The sequence below is a fragment of the Streptomyces sp. MK7 genome (assembly GCF_032658145.1).
Classification (GTDB): domain Bacteria; phylum Actinomycetota; class Actinomycetes; order Streptomycetales; family Streptomycetaceae; genus Streptomyces; species Streptomyces spiralis.
This window is the reverse complement of record NZ_JAVACL010000037.1, coordinates 59336-75414: the sequence shown is the minus strand read 5'-3', so window position 1 is coordinate 75414 and position 16079 is coordinate 59336. Positions and strand designations below refer to the sequence as shown.

Below are 16079 nucleotides of genomic sequence, written 5' to 3'. Positions count from 1 at the left end.
TGTCCTTGTCCTCGGCGGCGCGGGCGACGGCGCGCACGATCGACACGTATGCGCCGCAGCGGCACAGGTTGCCGCTCATCCGCTCGCGGATCTCGTCGGCGGTCAGCGGAGGTGGTCCCGCTTCGGGGCGTACGTCGTCGGTGACGGCGCTCGGCCAGCCGGCCGCGTGCTCCTCGATCACCGCGATGGCCGAGCAGATCTGTCCCGGTGTGCAGTAGCCGCACTGGAAGCCGTCGAGGTCGAGGAAGGCCTGCTGCACCGGGTGGAGCGTGTCACCCTCGGCCACACCCTCGATGGTGGTGATCTCGCGTCCCTCGGCCGCCACCGCGAGCTGGAGGCAGGCGACGGCCCGGCGCCCGTCGACCAGTACGGTGCAGGCTCCGCACTGGCCCTGGTCACAGCCCTTCTTGGTACCGGTCAGATCCAGACGCTCGCGCAGGGCGTCGAGCAGGGTGGTGCGGTGGTCGGCGGTCAGTGTGTGCTTCTCGCCGTTGATGTTCAAGGTGATGGCGCTGTACGTCGGGAGGGCCGGGGAGGCTGGGTCCATGATCAGCTTCTTTCGCGTATCCGGAAGCACGTCGAGGGACGGCCTGGCAGACGGACGAATCAGGGACGGACGGAGTGCGGCGAGTCGAGGAGCCGGCAGTGTCTTGAGACGGGAAAAGAACAGGAAGAGAAAGTGCCGTACATGGCCGAAACACACGTCGCGCAACTATGGTGGTACTAAGCGGACAGCTGTCCGTTATCCGAAAACCTACCGGACAGCTGTCCGCTTAGCAAGACCGGGTTCGGCGACGCACCCAATAGGAGGACGAGTGCGGCAGAAGAAGGACGCGCCGCTGCGCTCGGACGCGCAACGCAACCGCGAGACCATCCTGGAAGTGGCGGTGGCCGAGCTGACCCGCTGCGCGGACACCCCGCTGAGTGTGATCGCCCGGAAGGCCGGAGTCGGTCAGGGCACGTTCTACCGGAACTTCCCCAACCGCGAGGCACTCGTCCTGGAGATCTACCGCCACGAGATGCAGCAGGTCGCCGACAGCGCGGCCGAGCTGCTGCGCTGCCGCGAACCCGACCAGGCGCTGCGCGAGTGGATGGACCGCCTCGCCCGGTTCGCCATGACCAAGGCGGGCCTCGCCGACGCGATCCGCCAGGCCACCGGCGGGCCCGGCAGCCCGGCGAAGCCGGGCAACAGCCCGTTGATGGCGGCGACCGAGCTCCTGCTGCGCGCCAACAGCGAGGCCGGCACGATCCGCCCGGACGTGACCCCCGACGACTTCGTCCTCGCCATCGCCGGCCTCTGGCAGATGGATCCCCACGGCGACTGGCAGTCGCGCGCCACCCGCCTCCTGGACCTCGTCATGGACGGCCTGCGCGCGGGAGCGCCCGGCCGGTGACGGCAGCGCGCGCAGCGTGAGCGCCGTGCGCGCAGCGTGAGCGCCGTGCGCGCAGCGCGAAAGCCGTCGGCGAATAAATCCGGCCAGCGGAAACGTACCGGCGGACGCGGAAACGTGCCGGCACTGGGGGAAGCGTGACGGAAACCCGGGATGCGCGGCTGCGGCACGAGAGCCGGCATCACGGGCCGTACCGGCATCACGGACAGTGCGGCCGGCTCACCCGGGCAGTTCCACGTGGCACGTCTGCCCCGGCCGGACCTGGACGGCCCGGTCGGCCACGCGGACGTCGATCGGTGAGCGGTCGGAGTGGGGCACGGCGATCTCCGTCCGGCCGTGCTCCAGTCGCAGCCGGACGCCCCAGTGCCCTTGGTAGCGGAGGGAGAAGCCGTAGGAGGACAGCTCCGGCAGCGGGGCGGGGTCGAGCCGGAGCGCGCCCTCGCGGGTCTCCAGGCCGGGCAGCCCGCGCTGTACCAGATCGAGGGTGCCGGCCATGGCGCCGAGGTGGATGCCCTCACCGGTGGTGCCGCCCTGGAGGTCGGCGACGTCGCCGCGCAGGGCCTCCTGGACGAAGGTCCATGCCTCGGAGCGGCGGCAGCGCGCCAGCACCCAGCCGTGCACCAGGCCGCTGAGGGTGGAGCCGTGGCTGGTCCGGTCCAGGTAGTGGTCGACGGTGCGCTGCCAGAGTGCCTCGTCGAGGTGGTGGCCCAACCGGCCGAACAGCGAGATCAGTTCGCACGGCGAGAAGAGGTAGCCGAGCATGAGCACATCGGCCTGCTTGGACGCCTTGTAGCGGTTGACGGTGTCGCCCTCGGCCTCCAGGATCCGGTCCAGGCGGCGGATGTCGTCGTAGCGCCTGCGATAGCCGGCCCAGTCGAGTTCCTCCAGGTCGCCGTATCCGTCGAACTGGCTGATGACGCCGTCGTGGAAGGGCACGTACAGCGTGCGGGAGATTTCCTCCCACTGTTCGAGTTCCGCGTCGTCGAGGCCGGTGCGCTCGACGAGTTCGCGCCGGCGCGGCTCCGGCAGGGTGCGCAGCAGCTCCAGGGCGCGGGCGAGCACCCAGGCGGCCGTGACGTTGGTGTAGGCGTTGTCGTCGAGGCCGGGCCGGTCGGCGTCCGGGTAGGCGTCGTGGTACTCGTCGGGGCCCATCACGCCCCGGATGCGGTGCCGCCCGAGGCCTTCGTCCCAGGTGGCCGAGTCGGCCCAGAAACGCGCGACCTGAAGGAGCATCTCGGCGCCCTGAGTGTGCAGGAAGTCGGCGTCGCCGCTCGCCTCGCAGTACCGCCACACGTTGTAGACGACGGCCGAGCCGACGTGCCGCTGCAGGTGCGAATGGTCCGGCAACCAGCGCCCGGAGTGCGGATTGAGGTGCAGCCGCTGGGTCTCCTCCCGGCCGTCGCTGCCGCTCTGCCACGGATACATCGCGCCCCGCCGACCGGCCGCGCGCGCCGCCGAACAGGCCTGTGTCAGGCGCCGGTGGCGGTAGTGCAGCAGGGCGCGGGAGACCTCGGGCAGGTGCAGGTTGAGGTACGGCAGGACGAACAGCTCGTCCCAGAAGACGTGCCCCCGGTAGGCCTCGCCGTGCAGTCCGCGGGCGGGCACTCCGACGTCCAGGTCCGCGGTGTGCGGGGAGAGGGTCTGCAGCACGTGGAACAGGTGCAGACGCAGGATGCGGCCCGGCTCACCGGGGACGTCGATCTCGGTCACGCGCCACAGCTGGTCCCAGGCCGCCCGGTGGCTGCGCAGCAGGTCGTCGAAGCCGGGAGCTGTCTCCGCCCGTTCGGTCGCGGCGCACCGCGGGTCGCTGATGGCCGGGTCGCGCGAGGTGTGCACTACGGCGGTCTTGTCGACGGTGACGGTGCTGCCGGGCTCCACTCGCAGGCGCACCGTCTGGACGGCGCGCGGGTGCTCGTGCCGGGTCGTGACCGGTCCGCCGCCGGTCAGCCGGGTGGCCATGCCGATCCGGATGTCGGAGGTACGGGTGCGGCAGCGCAGCCACACCGTGCCGGGCTCGGCGGAGCCGGTGTGCACATGGGTGAGGTGGTGGCCGTCCAGGTCCCGGTAGCGGGGCACCCCGGCGTTGGTGACGCCCCCGTCGATCGCCGCCTCGACCTCCAGGTCCGCCGTGAAGCCCTCGGCGGTGAACTCGGTGCGCAGCGCGGCCAGATGCGGATCGGCCATGTGCACGATCCGCTGCTGGCGCACGGTCAGCGCCCGTCCCTCCCCGAGCCCGAAGCGGGTACGGCGCTCCAGGAGACCGCGGTCCACGTGCAGGATCTGCTGGTGGTCGAGGACGGTCGCCGTGTCCGGGGTGAGCCAGGCGCCGTCCACGAGCCGGAAGCGCAGCGGCAGCCAGTTGGGCAGGTTGACCATGTCCTCGTTCTCGACCTGACGGCCCGCGACCTCGGAGGTGAGCCGGTTGTAGCAGCCCGCCACATAGGTTCCCGGGTAGTGCACGTCGTCCGCGTCGCACTCCGGCAGGGCCCCGCGGGTGGCGAAGCAGCCGTTGCCCAGCGTGCACAGCGCCTCCCGCAGGCGCTCCTGGGCAGGTTCGTAACCCTCGTACTCCCAGGTCTCGGCCGTCAGGGTGGTCGTCACCGCTGTCACCGCCATCACCGGCCCTCTCCGTCCTCGTGCCCGCCGCTCTTCGTCGTCCGGCCGCGTCCTCGTCGTCCGGCCGCGTCTTCATCGGCCGGCCGCCTCGTGCGGCGGTACGTGGTCCCGTTGTCACCGTCGCATCCGGGGCGCCCGGACGCGAGGGGGTCCGGCCGGGAGCGGGCGCGGCTCGGGTGCCGGCGGCGGCCCCCGGCTGGCGGGGCCGGGGCGGCCCGTGCAGCGTGGATGTAGGGACAGCGACTGCTGAGTGAGGTGGCCATGCAGCCCTCGGGACCGCGAAGCCGGGTGGTCGTGGGTGTGGACGGTTCGCCGTCGTCGTACGCCGCGCTGCGCTGGGCGGCGGGATATGCCCGGCTCGTCGACGGCGTCGTGGAGGCGATCCACGCCTGGGAGACGCCGTCGGTCGTCGGCTGGACCGGACCGGCGATCGACCCCGAGTTCGACCTCCAGCAGGGCCGGGAACGCTTCGCGGAGGAGCTCCGCGAGGTGTTCGCGGCCGGCCGCCCCGCGTATCTGGAGGAACACGTCGTCGAGGGCGATCCGTCCGAGGTGCTGATCCGGGCGTCCGAAGGAGCGGAACTCCTCGTCGTGGGCGGCCGCGGACGCGGCGGCTTCGCCCGGGCGATGCTGGGCTCGGTGAGCCAGCGCTGCGCCCAGCACGCGGCCTGTCCCGTGGTCGTGGTCCGGCATGACCACGACGGCCACGCCCGCTGACCCGGTGATCCGGTGATCCCGCATGACCTCGGGCTGCTCCGGAGGGTCCGCCCGCTGGTGCCCCCGCACCGCCAACTTGGGATCCGTCACCGCTTCGTGACACCGGGTGCCGCGTCGACGGGCCGTTGTCAGTGGCCCGCGTTACTGTGCCCGCAAATGACCCTCGGGCCCGTTCAGGAGGCACTCATGGCATCCCGTCTCAACCCCTACCTCAGCTTCGACGGCACCGCCCGGCAGGCGATGGAGTTCTACAAGGACGTCTTCGGCGGCACCCTGGCCCTCAACACCTACGGTGACGTCGGCCAGCCGGGGGGCGCGGACGCCGACCGGATCATGCACGCCATGCTGGAGACCCCGAGTGGCTTCACACTGATGGCTTCCGACATCCCGCCCGGCATGGAACACAGCCCCGGCACCAACATCACGGTGAGCCTGAGCGGCGACGACGACGCCGACCTGCGCGGCTACTGGGAGAAGCTGTCCGCCGGCGGCTCGGTGGCCGTGCCGCTGGAGAAGCAGATGTGGGGCGATGTGTTCGGCATGTGCACGGACCGGTTCGGCATTCCGTGGATGGTCGACATCACCGGTCCGCAGAGCTGACGGGACGTCGTGGCACCGCCGGGCAGCCGCCCGAAGGCGTCACGAACGCCGTCACCTGCCCGGTGATCGCACCGCTGCCGTGCGGTGGGCCAGGGCGAGCAGCGGCAGCCCGGCGGCCAACAGGACGGCCAAGGCGGCGTATCCGTAGGTGAGAGTGGCGGTGGCGGCGACGGCGCCGACGATCAGCGGGCCGCCGGCATCGCCGAGTTCGCGGCCCAGCTCGGCGGCTCCCATGGTCCCGCCGAGGCGTTCCGCGGGGGTGGCCGCCGCCAGGGCGGCGAAGCCGAGCGGTGTGATCACGCCGGTTCCGGTGCCGATGAGGGCGGCGGCGAGGAGTACGCCGGCCGGGCCGGGCAGCGTCGCGGCCGCGAGTCCGGCGGCGGTCACGGCGAGTCCGGCCGCCAGCCCGGTGCGCACGGTCAGCCGTTCGGCGTCCAGGGCACGGCCGGTGCGGGGCTGGACCACGGCCGCGCACAGCGCGAGCACGGAGACGGCCGCCCCGGTGGTGATGGTGCCGAGCCCGGCGGCGGCGCCGGAGACGGGCAGGAAGCCGACGCCGGCGGAGAGCGCGGCGGTGGCGGCCGCGAGGGCGCCGGTCGGGCCCAGGAAGGCGGGGTCGGCCAGGCGGCGGGCGAGGTCGAGGAGCGTCTGGCGCCGGCGTGGCAGGGGCGGCACGCGCGGGACGGCGGTCGCCACCCATACGGCCACCGCCGTGCCGAGCACGGCCAGGACGCCGAACAGCAGACGCAGCCCGCCCGCCCATACGAGGACGCCGCCCAGAAGCGGACCCGCGGTGTAGCCGATGGACTTGCAGAAGCCGTAGCTGCCGAACGCCCGGCCGTGGGTGGCGGCGGGGGTGAGTCGGGCCACCGTCGCGGAGGCCGCCGGGGAGAACGCCGAGGCGGCCGCACCCTGGCCGAGGCGCGCCGCCCACAGCCACGGCGGGCTGCCGGCCACGGCATACGCGGCGGAGGCGAGCGCGAAGGCCACGAGGCCGCCGAGGATGACCGGACGGGTCCCGACGCGGTCGGCGAGGCTGCCGAAGACCGGCTTGAGCAGCACCTCCGCCGCGTCGTACAGGGCGAGGAGCCCGCCGAGCACGAGCAGGGACCTGACCGCGTCGGCGGAGCGGCCGCCCAGGTTGGCGGCGATGCCATGGGCGCCGAAGGCGGTGGTGAACCCGGCCGCGTACAGCGGCCACATCCGCGCCGCCGCGGTCTCGCCGTCGTGCCGGGCGCCGGCCCGCGCGGTGGGTGTGCCGGTCATGCGTCGCCTCCGTCCGCGGCGGGTCCGGCCCGGTGCAGGGCGGTGAAACACCGTATCCGGCGCGCACCGCAATCCGACGTGCTCCCTGCCACGTATGAACGCCTGGAGGAATTCCCCAGAAGAAGTCCCTTCCAGTGCTCAGCAGGAGTCCCCTTGAACTCCACCCGTGCCAAAGACATCCCGAGCTCCACCCATGCCCAGGACGTCCCGTCCTTGACCGGCGCGGCAGCATGCTGCGCCGTGGGCAACGCCGTGTTGCACACGCTGCTGGTCCCGGATCATCTCGAGGAGAAGTTCTACATCGGCTTCCTGTTCGCCGTGGGCAGCGCGGTCATGCTCGCGGTGGCAGCGGGGCTTGTGTTCATGAAGCGCCCGGCGGCGGCCTGGCTCGCCGGGGCGCTCGTCAGCCTCGGCATGATCGTCGGCTTCGCCCTCTCCCGTACCGTCGGCCTGCCGTACGGCTATCACGAAGACGGCTGGGAGGCGCCGTACGGCCCCCTGTCGCTGCTCGTCGAGGGGCTGTTCGTCCTCCTGTTCCTGGTGCGGCTCGGCACCAGGAACGGCATCCCGCACGCTCAATGAATTGCAAGATTTCGCAATTCATTAGATGCTGATACGGCTGTGCCCGCACATGGCCGTGGGGCAGCTTCTGTGAGCGCCCCGGCCGGGGCGCCGTCGGCGAAGTAGAGGTTCCGTGTCCGTACCGCTGTACCAGGCCAAGGCCGAGTTCTTCCGGATGCTGGGGCATCCCGTACGGATACGGGTCCTGGAGCTGCTCCAGGACGGACCCACGCCGGTGCGGGATCTGCTGGCCGCCGTCAAGGTGGAGCCGTCCAGCCTCTCGCAGCAGCTGGCCGTGCTGCGCCGCTCGGGCATCGTCACCTCCCGGCGCGAAGGCTCGACGGTGATCTACGCGCTCGCGGGCGGCGATGTCGCCGACCTGATGCGATGTGCGCGCCGGATCCTGACCGAGATGCTCACCGGGCGGCACGAACTGCTGGCGGAGCTGCGGGACGCGGGGGTCCGCGCGTCATGAGGTTCTCGCTCGGCCGGGCGGGGACCCGGTTCGCCGCGCTGCTGCCCGGCCGTACCGACCTGGCGGAGGTGCGGCGGGACCCGCGCCGCGACCTGCTCGCGGGTCTCACGGTCGCGATCGTGGCGCTGCCGCTGGCGCTCGGCTTCGGTGTCTCCTCCGGGCTGGGTGCCGAGTCGGGGCTGGCGACCGCGGTGATCGCCGGGGCGGTCGCGGCGGTGTTCGGCGGCTCGAATCTCCAGGTGTCCGGACCCACGGGCGCGATGACGGTGGTGCTGGTGCCCATCGTCGCCGAGTACGGGCCGGGCGGGGTGCTGACCGTCGGCCTGATGGCGGGCGTGATGCTGGTCGCGCTCGCCGTGCTGAGGGCCGGGAAGTACATGCAGTACGTGCCCGCGCCGGTCGTCGAGGGGTTCACGCTGGGCATCGCCTGCGTGATCGGGCTGCAGCAGATCCCCAACGCGCTGGGGGTGCCCAAGCCCGAGGGCGACCGTGTCCTGCTCGTGGCCTGGCGTGCCGTGCGGGAGGCCGCGCAGCACCCGAACTGGACCGCCGTCGGCTTCGCCCTGGCGGTCGCCGCCGTCATGCTGGTCGGCGCCCGTCTGCGGCCCACGATCCCCTTCTCCGTCATCGCGGTGATCGCGGCCACCCTCGTCGCGCAGGTCGCCGGGCTGGACGCGGCCAGGCCGATCGGCGATCTGCCGTCCGGCCTGCCCGCCCCCTCCCTGGCCTTCCTGGATCCGGGCGCCCTCGGCTCGATGCTGGCGCCGGCGGTCGCGGTGGCGGCGCTGGCCGCCCTGGAGTCGCTGCTGTCGGCGTCAGTGGCCGACGGCATGACGGTCGGGCAGAAGCACGACCCCGACCGGGAGCTGTTCGGCCAGGGACTGGCCAACATCGCCGCTCCGCTGTTCGGCGGCGTCCCGGCCACCGGCGCGATCGCGCGGACCGCGGTCAACGTCCGTACCGGCGCGGGCTCGCGGCTCGCCTCCCTCACCCATGCCGCGGTCCTCGCCGTGATCGTCTTCGCGGCGGCGCCCCTGGTCTCCCGGATCCCGCTCGCCGCGCTGGCCGGTGTGCTGCTGGCCACCGCGGTCCGCATGGTCGAGGTGGGCTCGATCAGGGCGATGGCCCGGGCGACCCGGTCCGACGCCCTGATCCTCGTCCTCACCGCCGTCGCGACGCTCGCGCTCGACCTCGTGTACGCCGTGATCATCGGCCTGGTGGTGGCGGGAGCCCTCGCGCTGCGGGCCGTGGCCAAGCAGGCCCGCCTGGACCAGGTCCCGCTCGACCGGGGCGACCACAGCGCCGAGGAGCACGCCCTGCTCGCCGAGCACATCGTGGCCTACCGCATCGACGGACCGCTGTTCTTCGCCGCCGCCCACCGCTTCCTGCTGGAGCTGGCCGAGGTCGCCGACGTGCGCGTGGTGATCCTGCGCATGTCCCACGTGACCACCGTCGACGCCACCGGCGCCCTGGTCCTCAAGGACGCGGTGGAGAAGCTGACCCGGCGCGGGATCGCGGTGATGACCTCCGGGATACGTCCCGGCCACCGGCACGTCCTGGAGTCCGTCGGCGCGCTGGAGCTGCTGCGCCTGGAGGGACGCGAGTACGCCACCACGCCCGAGGCGATCGAGGGTGCGCGCACCTACCTGAAGTGCGCGGGTGTGCTGGTGTCTTCGCCCGCCCGCACCCGCGTGGAGGCATGATGCTCACCTTGGAGGCGCTGCCCCACCGGCACGTCCTGACCGTGCAGGCGCGGCCGCCGGCGGTGCGGCTGGCCCGGCAGACCGCCGAGCAGGCCCTGGCCGAATGGGGGGTGAACCCAGGCCACCCCACGGTCGGACCGGCCCTGCTGATCCTGAGCGAGCTGGTCACCAACAGCGTTCGGCACGCTGCGGTGCTCTCCCCTCAGGTGACCGTGATCTACGCGGCCGGCGCCGACTGCCTTGCCTTCGCCGTGCACGACCGGCACCCGTACCAGCCGCCGCTGTACGGAGCGGTCACCGGCACCGGCACCGGGCGCGCGACGCGCGGCCTGGCCACCGTGATGGAGCTCACCCTCGGCCTCGGCGGCACCGCGGTCGTCCGTGGCGACGCCGACGGCAACGGCAAGAGCATCTGGATCACTCTCCCCCTGTGAACAGGAGTGACGGCAGCAGGAAGGAGCGCTGCGCCGGCCCGGATTCGGTCTGGGCGACAGCGCGGGCGAGGATGGGGCCCATGGTGTTGACACATGGGTGGGCGCGAGGCGTCGGAGACCGGTCGGTGCGACCGGGCCGCCGTACCGGGGAGGCGACGGCACGATGAGTACGCCGCTGTACCAACTGAAGGCCGAGTTCTTCAAGACTCTCGGCCACCCGGCGCGCATCCGGGTGCTGGAGCTGCTGAGTGTGCGCGAGCACGCGGTGGCGGAGATGCTGCCGGAGGTGGGGATCGAACCGGCGCACCTCTCGCAGCAGCTCGCGGTGCTGCGCCGGGCGAACCTGGTGGTGAGCCGCAAGGAAGGGTCCACCGTCTACTACTCCCTGACCAGCCCGCACATCGCCGAGCTGCTCAGGGTCGCCCGCACCATCCTGTCCGGCGTGCTCGCCGGTCAGGCCGAACTGCTCGCCGACCTGCGGGCCGCCCAGACGGAGGCCAACCCGCCGTCGCAGTGACGACGAGTCCGCGTCGGCCCCTCCCCTCCGGACGGGGAGGGGCCGACGCGGGCCGGTCGGTACGGATCCAGCCGGGGTTTGTCCGGCGGATCAACCTAGCCCGGGGTGGGGACGAAGACGACGGGGGTGGCGCTGTGGCGCAGGCAGTACAGGCCGATGCCACCGGGGATGTCGGGCGAGCCGATGCCGGTGGTGCCCAGGACCAGCAGCTCCGCTCCCTCGGCCCGGTGCACGAGCTGCTCACCGGGCCGGCCGTGCAGCGGCGCGGTGATCACGCGCTGGGGCAGGTTCCGTTCGCGGGCCAGCTCGGTCAGCGCGTGCTCCAGCCGCTCCCTGGCCACCTCCAACGGCCCGTCGTCGTACCGCCCGTGACCGGCCGGCGGCTCGGGCGGCTCCTCCCATACGGCCACGATGTCCAGGACGGCGTGCCGCTCCCGGGCCTGGTCGGCCGCCCAGCGCAGTGCGGCGCTGCCGGCGTACGACCCGTCGACGCCGACCACCAGCCGGGGCCGCTCCCGGCCGGTCACCTTCTGGCGGGGCATATCGCGGCCGGGTGCCTCAAGCACGGCGGCCACCGGTTCGGCCGTCCGCGTGTGTGACGGGCTCATGGGGATCCTCTCCTGCGGGTCGGACGTGGTGTCGTCGGGTGGTTCAGGACGTCGGTCGCGGGTCGGCGGTCCCGACGCGGGCGCGCACGGCCTCCACCGCCTCCCACTGCTCGGGCTCCAGCGTCGCCAGTGCGGCGGGGAAGACGCCGTCCTGCTCCTTGAGGATGTGGTCGCGCAGCAGGTCCAGCACTCCGATCAGCCGCTCGGGCCAGGTGGGATCGGCCGGCACGGCCTCCGCGGCCTCGGCCAGCACCGTCTCGACGCTGCGGTGTTCGGCCTCCAGCGCGGCGATCTGCTCGGGGAACTCTGTGAACATGGCCGGGAACAGACCGCGCTCCTCGACCTCGGTGTGCGGGGCCAGGACGGCGGCGATCCGCCGGGCCAGCTCCGCCATGCGGGGCATGTCGCGGTCGCGACGGGCGTCCCGCACCGAGCTGATGAGGGCCACGACCGCGTCGTGCTCCCGGGTCAGCTCGTGGATGGCCGTCAGTGACTGGCAGCCGCAGTACTCGCACATGGTGGGTGACGCTCCTCGTTCCTCGTCGTTCCGCGTTCCGCGTTCCTCGGTGCGGTGATCGTCAGTTCGCCGGGGTGCCGGGCGCCCAGCGGGTGAGCGCCTGCCGCACCGCGGTGCCGGTGTAGGTCAGCGCCGCCGCCGCGACCGCCCCGAGCAGGACGAGACCGACCGCGTAGGAGCCGTACCTGCCGTACAGCGAGCCCATCACCAGCGGGGGGACGAAGCCGCCGAGGCCGCCGGCCGCGCCCACGACGCCGGTGATCGAGCCGACCTTGTTCGCCGGAGCCAGCAGCGCCACCAGGGCGAACACCGCACCGCTGCCCGCGCCGAGGGCGGCGGCCATGGCCAGGAAGGCGGTGGTGCCCAGGGGGGTCAGAGCCGGAGTGGGCGACTGGGCGAGCGCTCCGGCGAGCACCACGGCCAGGGATCCGGCGAGCACCCGCAGCGGCCCGACGCGGTCCGACAGCCATCCGCCGACCGGCCGCATCGCGACCGCGAGCAGCACGAACCCGGCCATCCGGTTCGCCGCGTCCGCCTGGGCCAGCCCGTAGCCGTTCTTCAGGTAGGTGGGCAGGTACACGGAGAAGGCGACGTACCCGCCGAAGGCCACCGCGTACAGCGCGGACGCCTGCCAGGTGACGCTCAGGCGCAGGGTGGCGGCCAGGCGGCGGCCCAGCGGCTCGGCCGGCACCGTACGGCCGGGGGCGTCGCGCAGGACCAGGGCGGCCACGACGGCGTACACGGCCAGCGCAGCGGCGGTGATCAGGAACGGGTTGGCCATGCCGTGCGCCTTCACCAGCTTCACCGTGGTCAGTGCGCTGATGGCGGTGCCCCCCATGCCCATGCCGAAGACGCCTATGGCCGCCCCGCGCCGCCGCGGCGGGAACCAGGCGTTGACGAAGGGCACGCCGACGGCGAAAGCGGTGCCGCCGATGCCGAGGAAGAAGCCGCCCACCAGGAGCGCGGCGAGCGAGGAGTGACCGGCCAGGCCCAGGTAGAGGACCGGCACGACGGTGGCGGCGGAAACCAGCGGGAACATGATCCGTCCACCGAACCGGTCGGTCAGCGCGCCGACCGGTATGCGGCCCAGCGAGCCGACCACGACCGGCACCGCCACCAGCAGCGACTGCTGGAAGGACGTCAGGTGCAGGCTGTCCTTGAACCGCGGGCCCAGGGGGCTGAGCAGCGCCCACGCCCAGAAGTTCACGGCGAAGCCAACAGTGGCCAGGGCCAGCATCAGCCATGCCTGGCGAGCCACCTGGGCGTCCGGCGGTGAGCTGTCGTTCCCGGCACCCGACGGCGAGCTGTCGCTCGTCACCCTCAACGGCTGGACCATTGCGTCCGTCCTCTTCTCTTGTGGTGCCACGCTGTGGTGGCACCACGACCACGGGATCGCCTGCCCCCGCAGGCCCGTTGCCTACGGTGCGGCATCCCGTAGCCACTGTCCGGGTCCGTGCTCCACCGACGGCATGGGCCATGAGTCCCTCCGGACGGACGGACGGTCCTGTGGTGGGGGCCCGGCCGTCCCTGCGCGCCCACGTGTGTCACGCCGCCCGCGCGCCCTCCGCGCGGAACCGGGCGCAACCGCGGGGTCCCGGCGGCACGGATAGGGGCCGACCGGCCCTATCTCCCCGCCGCGCCCGTGCTGAGGATGGAGGGATGCTCCACAACGACGGTTTTCGCGCACTCGACCGGCAGGAGTGCCTGCGCCTGCTGGCCAAGGTGCCGGTCGGCCGGGTGGTGTACACCCGGCAGGCACTGCCCGCGGTCCTCCCGATCAACTTCTCCCTGGACACGGACGCCGCCGTGGTGCTGCGCACCTCGCCGGGCTCGGAGCTGGTGCGCGCCATCGACGGCGTGGTGGTCGCCTTCGAGGCTGACGAGTTCGACGCCGCGACGCGATCCGGGTGGAGTGTGGTGGTCACCGGACGGGCCACCGTCGTGACCGACCCGGCCGAACACGAACGCCTGTCCAGGGTCGGCCCCGACTCCTGGATGCCCGTGCGGGAGGCGGTCTTCGTCCGGATCGAGTCGAAGATGGTCACCGGGCGCGAGCTCGGGGCCGGACTGCGCGCACACTGAACCGACCGGCCGCCGGGCGGTGCGACGCCCCGGCGGCAGCCGAACCGTCGGGACGTGGACGAGCTGTCAGCCGAGGTGCTCCTCGGCCACCCGAAAGCCGAGGACGGGCCGCGCCCACCGAGAGCCGCTGTGCCCGCGTCCGGGGATCGGCCCCGGCAGTGCGCGCGCCGGTCGGCGTGGACCTCGATCGACCGGACGGCCCGGTCCAGACCGAACCGCCAGGGCCGGGTGCGGTGGATCGACGGCGCCGCCACCGCCGCGGCCGGCACGGTCTCGACGGCCCTCGCGACGACTTCGCGGGTTCGCATCAGGGCTCCCCTGCACGGCTCCACACGGCTCGTCATGGCTCGTCACGGTTCCGTCCACGCCGCGCTTTTGCCCGCCTCACGGCGGAGTTCACCGGCTTCGCGACGCGGGCCGTGCGGCCCGTGCGGCAGTCCGGCGAGGAGCGCGGCGCCGGTGACGGCAGCCCGGCGAAGAACGCGGCTCCCGTCCGCCCCGATCGCCCGGATCGTCAGGGTCGTGTGCCGCCGTACCGGTGGGCCACTCGGCCCTGCCGCCGCCCCGCCCTGGCTGACAGCGTGTCAACGGCCGCATCAGTTCCTCAACCCCTCACAAGGAGGTTCCCGCGATGCCCCGTAACGTCACCGCCGGAGTGGACGGCTCACCGGAGAGCCTGGCTGCCGCCGAGTGGGCCGCTCACGAAGCGGAACTGCGGGGTCTTCCCCTGCACCTGGTGCACGCCTGGGACTGGCAGCGGCACGCCCAGCCCGTGCCGGCCGAGCCGGCCCACCGTCACCGGGGCGGCCGGGTCCTGCGGGAGGCGGCCGAGCGGCTGCGCCTCGGCCACCCGGATCTGGAGGTCACCTCGGAGCAGGCTGCGCTGCCGCCGGTGACGGCGCTGCTGGCGGCGTCGGAGGATGCCGACGCGCTGGTCGTCGGCTCACGGGGCGTGAGCGGTGTCGCGGGCTTCCTGGTCGGATCGGTCGGGCTCGGTCTCGTGGCGCGGACGGACCGGCCCGTCGTCCTTGTCCGCTCCGACGCGCGCCCCGAGGACGAGCACCGGCCGGACGCGGACGGCCGCCTCTCCACCGCCACCCCGTACCGGGACGTCGTCCTGGGCCTGGACCACGAGCGGCCCGACGACTCTGTCCTCGCGTTCGCGTTCGAGGCCGCGTCACGGCGCGGGGCGAGGCTGCGGGTCGTGCACGGCGCGAGCCTGCCGCCCTCCTCCGCGTACGACCTCGGTGTCGATCCGGGGCCGGGCGACGAACTGTCCCGGGAGGAGGCGAGCGCCGTCACCGGAGTCCTCGCGCCGTGGCGTGAGAAGTTCCCCGGTGTGGACATCGTCGAGCAGGCCGCGATCGGCGACCCGGCGGGCCACCTGGTCGACGCCGCGGCCGACGCCTCGCTGGTCGTCGTCGGCCGCCGCCCGCTCCACGGCCGCCTGGGCGCTCGCATCGGCCCCGTCACCCATGCCGTCCTGCACCACGCCACGGCGCCCGTCGTGGTGGTCCCGCACGACTGACCGGGCTCAGCGTCCTCGAGGCCGCCCTGGCCTGACCACACGTCCGGGGCCGGCGAGTGGGCCGGTGAGGGTGCCGGCGGGGATGATCCAGCGCAGCCGGTCGGGCCGGCCGGGGACCCGTTGGGGGTGCATGGGGATCATCACGGTCTCACCCGCCCAGCAGGACGACGGCCGTACGGGCCAGGTAGGCCATGATCCAGGCCAGTGCGGTCAGGTAGCCGAAGGCGACGGCCGGCCATCTGCGACCGCCGCTCTCCCTGCGCAGTACGGCCACGGTGGCCATGCACTGGAGCGCGTAGACGAAGTAGACGAGCAGGGCCGCGATGGCGGGTGCGGTGAACACCCGCTCTCCGGCGCGGGGTCCGTCCGGGTACGTCATGGTCCGCAGCGCCTGGGCCGGCTGTTCGGGGTCCTCGGCCGCGGCGACCTGCCAGAGGGTGGCGACCCCGGGGTAGTTGCCGGTCTTGGCGCGCCGGCCCGTCAGGCCGTTGAAGACGCTCGTCTTGCCCGAGTTGGGAGCGCCGATCAGGGCGATCCTCGGCGCGCCGGTGAGGGTCGCCGGCGCGCCGTCGGCGTCGTGGCAGCCCGTGCTCACCGCTCCACCTCGACGACGTGCACGTGACCGGCCTGCGCCCGGCGCAGGCACACCTCGTAGTCCTTGACCCGGTAGACGACCGGGTCGCGCAGGGGCGCCCGGCGCACCACCTCCACCACCGAGCCGGGCGTGAATCCCAGGTCGAGCAGCCGGCGGACCACGGCGGGCTCCTCGTCCGCGACGACCGTCGCCACCACGGCACGCGTGCCGGGTCCCGGTTCCGCCAGAGCACGGGGCACGGCGCCGATGACGAGGGCACCCCGGTCACCCGGCTCCTCACGCGCCCCATCGATGGAATTCGTCCGCGTCTCGACTTGTCGCGTCGGGAAGACCGGCACCGGTCAGGGGAACATCAACAAGGTGAGGCTAGCCTTGCCTTCGTGGCGGTGCTGAGGGCTTCCGGCCCCGAACCAGGGACCTTCGGCCCGACGTCGTCGGCTCCTCGGGAACCCAGGTTCGACTGAGTGCA

At 73.1% G+C, this 16079-nt stretch carries 18 protein-coding genes; 10 read left to right on the top strand and 8 right to left on the bottom strand.

Annotation, left to right across the window (positions count from 1 at the left end; genetic code table 11):
• On the bottom strand, nucleotides 1-547 hold a 547-nt coding region (locus R2S09_RS30685; RefSeq protein WP_316744520.1), incomplete at its 3' end, for a 2Fe-2S iron-sulfur cluster-binding protein.
• 268 nt (nucleotides 548-815) lie between these two features.
• Between R2S09_RS30685 and R2S09_RS30680 the strand changes: the two genes are divergently transcribed.
• Entirely contained in the window at nucleotides 816-1394 is a 579-nt protein-coding gene (locus tag R2S09_RS30680) for a TetR/AcrR family transcriptional regulator (protein ID WP_306191528.1), read from the top strand.
• Between the two features lie 216 nt (nucleotides 1395-1610).
• On the opposite strand, the gene R2S09_RS30675 is transcribed toward R2S09_RS30680, so the two are convergent.
• Nucleotides 1611-4007: a glycosyl hydrolase family 65 protein gene (locus R2S09_RS30675; protein ID WP_316744518.1), complete on the bottom strand. Its 2397-nt coding sequence runs from the start codon at nucleotides 4005-4007 to the stop codon at nucleotides 1611-1613.
• Between the two features lie 261 nt (nucleotides 4008-4268).
• Between R2S09_RS30675 and R2S09_RS30670 the strand changes: the two genes are divergently transcribed.
• The gene (locus R2S09_RS30670) at nucleotides 4269-4724 is read left to right on the top strand and encodes a universal stress protein (protein WP_316744516.1); all 456 of its coding nucleotides are present in this window, start codon (nucleotides 4269-4271) and stop codon (nucleotides 4722-4724) included.
• Nucleotides 4725-4910: 186 nt separating this feature from the next.
• Nucleotides 4911-5324 (top strand): VOC family protein, encoded by a 414-nt coding sequence (locus R2S09_RS30665; protein WP_306191525.1) that lies wholly within the window; start codon nucleotides 4911-4913, stop codon nucleotides 5322-5324.
• A 51-nt stretch (nucleotides 5325-5375) separates the two neighbouring features.
• On the opposite strand, the gene R2S09_RS30660 is transcribed toward R2S09_RS30665, so the two are convergent.
• Entirely contained in the window at nucleotides 5376-6527 is a 1152-nt protein-coding gene (locus R2S09_RS30660) for an MFS transporter (protein WP_306191533.1), read from the bottom strand.
• Nucleotides 6528-6743: 216 nt separating this feature from the next.
• Here R2S09_RS30660 and R2S09_RS30655 point away from each other — a divergent pair, with 216 nt between their 5' ends.
• From R2S09_RS30655 to R2S09_RS30635, 5 genes are all read left to right on the top strand, one after another.
• Complete coding sequence (locus R2S09_RS30655; protein WP_316744515.1) at nucleotides 6744-7172, top strand: hypothetical protein; 429 nt, start codon at nucleotides 6744-6746, stop codon at nucleotides 7170-7172.
• A 112-nt stretch (nucleotides 7173-7284) separates the two neighbouring features.
• Nucleotides 7285-7626, top strand: coding sequence for a metalloregulator ArsR/SmtB family transcription factor (locus R2S09_RS30650; protein ID WP_306191523.1), 342 nt, complete (start codon nucleotides 7285-7287; stop codon nucleotides 7624-7626).
• The gene (locus R2S09_RS30645; protein WP_316744514.1) at nucleotides 7623-9329 is read left to right on the top strand and encodes a SulP family inorganic anion transporter; all 1707 of its coding nucleotides are present in this window, start codon (nucleotides 7623-7625) and stop codon (nucleotides 9327-9329) included. The genes R2S09_RS30650 and R2S09_RS30645 overlap by 4 nt, the downstream gene beginning before the upstream one ends.
• Complete coding sequence (locus R2S09_RS30640; protein WP_316744513.1) at nucleotides 9326-9763, top strand: ATP-binding protein; 438 nt, start codon at nucleotides 9326-9328, stop codon at nucleotides 9761-9763. Before R2S09_RS30645 ends, R2S09_RS30640 begins: the two co-directional genes overlap by 4 nt.
• A gap of 163 nt (nucleotides 9764-9926) precedes the next feature.
• Nucleotides 9927-10280: a metalloregulator ArsR/SmtB family transcription factor gene (locus tag R2S09_RS30635; RefSeq protein ID WP_030166725.1), complete on the top strand. Its 354-nt coding sequence runs from the start codon at nucleotides 9927-9929 to the stop codon at nucleotides 10278-10280.
• Between the two features lie 95 nt (nucleotides 10281-10375).
• Here the strand turns inward: R2S09_RS30635 and R2S09_RS30630 are convergent, their stop codons facing one another.
• From R2S09_RS30630 to R2S09_RS30620, 3 genes are all read right to left on the bottom strand, one after another.
• On the bottom strand, nucleotides 10376-10888 hold the full coding sequence (locus R2S09_RS30630; protein WP_306191520.1) for a universal stress protein: 513 nt from the start codon (nucleotides 10886-10888) through the stop codon (nucleotides 10376-10378).
• A 43-nt stretch (nucleotides 10889-10931) separates the two neighbouring features.
• Nucleotides 10932-11405, bottom strand: coding sequence for a hemerythrin domain-containing protein (locus tag R2S09_RS30625; protein ID WP_306191519.1), 474 nt, complete (start codon nucleotides 11403-11405; stop codon nucleotides 10932-10934).
• A 61-nt stretch (nucleotides 11406-11466) separates the two neighbouring features.
• Complete coding sequence (locus tag R2S09_RS30620) at nucleotides 11467-12642, bottom strand: MFS transporter (protein WP_316744526.1); 1176 nt, start codon at nucleotides 12640-12642, stop codon at nucleotides 11467-11469.
• 422 nt (nucleotides 12643-13064) lie between these two features.
• On the opposite strand from R2S09_RS30620, the gene R2S09_RS30615 reads away from it, so the two are divergent.
• Together R2S09_RS30615 and R2S09_RS30610 are read left to right on the top strand one after the other, a co-directional pair.
• Nucleotides 13065-13487, top strand: coding sequence for a pyridoxamine 5'-phosphate oxidase family protein (locus R2S09_RS30615; RefSeq protein WP_306191518.1), 423 nt, complete (start codon nucleotides 13065-13067; stop codon nucleotides 13485-13487).
• Between the two features lie 631 nt (nucleotides 13488-14118).
• The gene (locus R2S09_RS30610; protein ID WP_316744510.1) at nucleotides 14119-15015 is read left to right on the top strand and encodes a universal stress protein; all 897 of its coding nucleotides are present in this window, start codon (nucleotides 14119-14121) and stop codon (nucleotides 15013-15015) included.
• Nucleotides 15016-15163: 148 nt separating this feature from the next.
• On the opposite strand, the gene R2S09_RS30605 is transcribed toward R2S09_RS30610, so the two are convergent.
• Both R2S09_RS30605 and R2S09_RS30600 read right to left on the bottom strand, forming a co-directional pair.
• Nucleotides 15164-15610, bottom strand: coding sequence for a FeoB small GTPase domain-containing protein (locus tag R2S09_RS30605; protein WP_316744508.1), 447 nt, complete (start codon nucleotides 15608-15610; stop codon nucleotides 15164-15166).
• Nucleotides 15607-15849 (bottom strand): FeoA family protein, encoded by a 243-nt coding sequence (locus tag R2S09_RS30600; RefSeq protein ID WP_306191515.1) that lies wholly within the window; start codon nucleotides 15847-15849, stop codon nucleotides 15607-15609. Before R2S09_RS30600 ends, R2S09_RS30605 begins: the two co-directional genes overlap by 4 nt.
• Nucleotides 15850-16079 lie beyond the last annotated feature (230 nt).